The organism is Nocardia sp. NPDC004722, assembly GCF_053601505.1.
The window spans coordinates 1-2941 of the sequence record NZ_JBSGBY010000826.1; the positions used below are offsets into that span (position 1 = coordinate 1).

The window sequence follows — 2941 nt, forward strand, 5'->3', positions numbered from 1 at the left end:
GCCCGTCCGGTCCCGGCGCGGCGACCGCGGCCAGCGCGGCGTCGAGAATGGCGCCCCGCGCCCGTTCCTGATCCTTCTTCCGCGCCACCCGAACATCCTTCCGCCGATCGACAGTTAAGTCATTGTTACGTTGTTTCGCCCCGCTTGTCCTGCTGAGTTACCTCATTCTTTGATGGGAAGTCAAAGAAAGGCTCGGCCATGGCGATACCGGCTCATCCCACCCCGACCCCCGACGACGACCAGCGTTCACGCTATCCCCAGCAGCTCTCCCGGGCGCTCGGCATGGGCGAGAACATCCTCATCACGCTGTCCGCGGTGACACCCGCGTCGAGCGTGTTCATCATCATTCCGGCCGTGCTGCTGGCCGCCGGGGGCGCGTCGGTGCTGACGCTCGCCCTCGCGGCGGTGGCCTCGGTGTTCGTGGGCTTCTGCTATGCCGAACTGGCCGCCGCCTACCCGATCGCGGGCGGCGAATACACCTGGGCGGCAAGGCTGCTGGGTCGTTCCAGCGGCTTCGCCATCTTCGTGCTGACGCTGGTGAACGGGGTCCTGATCATCGCGGTGATCGCGCTCGGCACCGGTGATTATCTGAGCGTCGCGATTCCCAGCCTGGGCGGCAAATGGGTCGGCGTGGGTGTCATCGCGGTGACCACGGTGGTCGCATTGCTCAATATCTAGGCGAACGCCTGGGTCACCGGAGTCTTTCTGTGCGTGGAGGTTTCGGCCATCGCGGCGCTGGTCGTGCTCGGTGCTACGCATGCCGAGCGGGGTCCGGCCACCTTCGCGCACGCACAGACCGCCGCCCCGGACGGCCTGGCGAATGTGGGCATCGGATCGCTGGCGAGCCTGATCCCCGTCGCGTTGTTCGCCTACAACGGTTACGGCGCGGCGGCCTACTACGCGGAGGAGACGCGCGACGCCACCCGCACCATCGGCCGGGTGATCATGATCTGCCTGGCCGCGACGGTCGCCATCGAGATGCTGCCGCTGGCCGCCGTGGTGCTGGGCGCGCCGTCGCTCACCGACCTGCTGCACAGCGACGCACCGATGAACTATTTCCTCACCGCGCGTGGCGGTTCGGCGGTGAACACCGCGGTGAGCGTGGGCATCGCGATCGCCATCGTGAACGCCGTGATCGCGATCATCCTGCAGATCGCACGCCTGCTGTTCGCCTCGGCCCGCGATCGCAGCTGGCCGGACCCGATCGATCGCGCGCTGGGCGCGGTGCATCCACGCCTGCACACCCCGGTGGTGGCGACCCTGGTGGTCGGCGCGTTCGCGGTACTGGCCGCCGCGCTGCTGCCGATGCACTGGCTCATCGTCGCCACCGGCGCGGGACTGGTGCTGGTGTACCTGTTCGTGGCGCTTTCGGCGCTGCGTATCCGGCTGGCGCGCAACGGAATCCAGGGCGGCTATCGGATGCCGCTGTGGCCGTTGCCGCCGGTGATCGTCATCGCGGTGATGCTCTACTCGGCCTACAGCCTGGGCCGCGACGACTGGCAGCAGATCGCGTTCGCGGCCGCCGCCATGGCCGCCGGTTACCTGTACTACGCGCTGTATCTGCACCCGAGACGCGGTGAGCGCTGGACACTGCCGGACCCGATCCACGAGAACCCGGACCCGGCCCACCAGAGCCTGGATCAGGCATAGCGGTGGGCCCCGGTCGCGCCCTCATCGACACGACCGGGGCCCGCACCCGCTTCGGCTACTTGGCCGGAGCCGGGACGAAGGGCTGGTTGATGGTGGTGAAGTACTGCACCGCAGCGGCAATGGCCACCGGAGCGGTGACGAGGATCATGCCCGCGATCGCGCCGAGCGCGCCCATGGCCGCGGCGCCCGCGAGGCAGCCGACGACCGCACCCGGCAGGAAGAAGAACAGACCGCCGATAATGCCGGTGGCCAGCGAGGCTCCCGCGCCCACGGCGATGCCGCCCAGGGCACAGCCGACGGCCGCGCCACCGATGCCGCCGACCAGGGTGCCGATGGTGGCGCCGATGGAGATGGTGTCCTTCATCCGGTTCCAGGCCGCCTGCTCACGGTCGTACGGGGTCTTCCACGGTGCGGTGTCCTCGAATGGCAGGGCGACCGGCTGATAGACCGCGTGCTGCAAGTCGAATTGCGGTGTCAGCGTGGCGGTGAGGCCCCGGATCTCGGCCGCGATGGGGAAAACGAAATCGTCCACACGGAAGGTGAGTTCTTGTCCAGCAACCACCGTGCCATCCGCGCCGTGGATCTTGAAGACACCGTTCTCGACGTCCATCGAACCGATGTCGGTGGAAATGGTCGCGGACCGATCGGTAGCCGATGCCGTGTAGTGAACCGCACCGACATCTCCGCTGGTGGGCTCGGCATTGACCGCTCCGGCTGTAATAGCTGTGACAGCGGCCACCAATGCGGTAACCGCGGCGAAGCCGCTCTTGCGCACTTGATTTACCTCGATTTGATAGGCCCGCGTCATAAGAACTCATCGCAGGTTCAGTTATTGACAAGCAAACTTTAAGTCCGCTCTCAGGGGCCAGCAAAGGGCAATTGTCCTTTAGTGACTCGATACACATATTCAAGGACCGTTGCGCGACAAATATTCTTACCGTTCACCTGGATTTTCGACAGTGGTCACCCGCACCGGCAACGGACCGGCTTGCGACACAAGGTGATTCCGGAGAACCGACCGGACCGGATTTGACAACACCCAGGACCAGGCCCACCATTGCTCAGTCAGCACCTCGCTAGGCGAGGCTCCTGTACGAACACAGGCCACTGATCCGACGACGTCGAGAGACGCCCAGGGTTAGGACAGATCACCCCGGATTAAGGGGTGATCCGAAGTGGCTTCCCCGGGCCGCGAGCCCCCGGATACGTCGTGCAGTGCCGAAGCTCTGACGAGAGGGGTGCGGGGCGACACCACGGGTGCGCCCGAATCCCTTCTTGCCGTGCGCGATGC

At 66.2% G+C, this 2941-nt stretch carries 1 protein-coding gene, 1 pseudogene and 1 riboswitch; of the genes and pseudogenes, one reads left to right on the forward strand and one right to left on the reverse strand.

The features are described 5' to 3' along the window. Positions 1-282: 282 nt before the first annotated feature. Positions 283-1650, forward strand: a pseudogene (locus ACWELQ_RS42565) (APC family permease). A gap of 55 nt (positions 1651-1705) precedes the next feature. Here ACWELQ_RS42565 and ACWELQ_RS42570 read toward each other — a convergent pair. Further along, positions 1706-2425 (reverse strand): hypothetical protein, encoded by a 720-nt coding sequence (locus tag ACWELQ_RS42570; RefSeq protein WP_452402656.1) that lies wholly within the window; start codon positions 2423-2425, stop codon positions 1706-1708. A 290-nt stretch (positions 2426-2715) separates the two neighbouring features. Next, positions 2716-2895: riboswitch (M-box (ykoK) riboswitch) on the forward strand. Positions 2896-2941 lie beyond the last annotated feature (46 nt).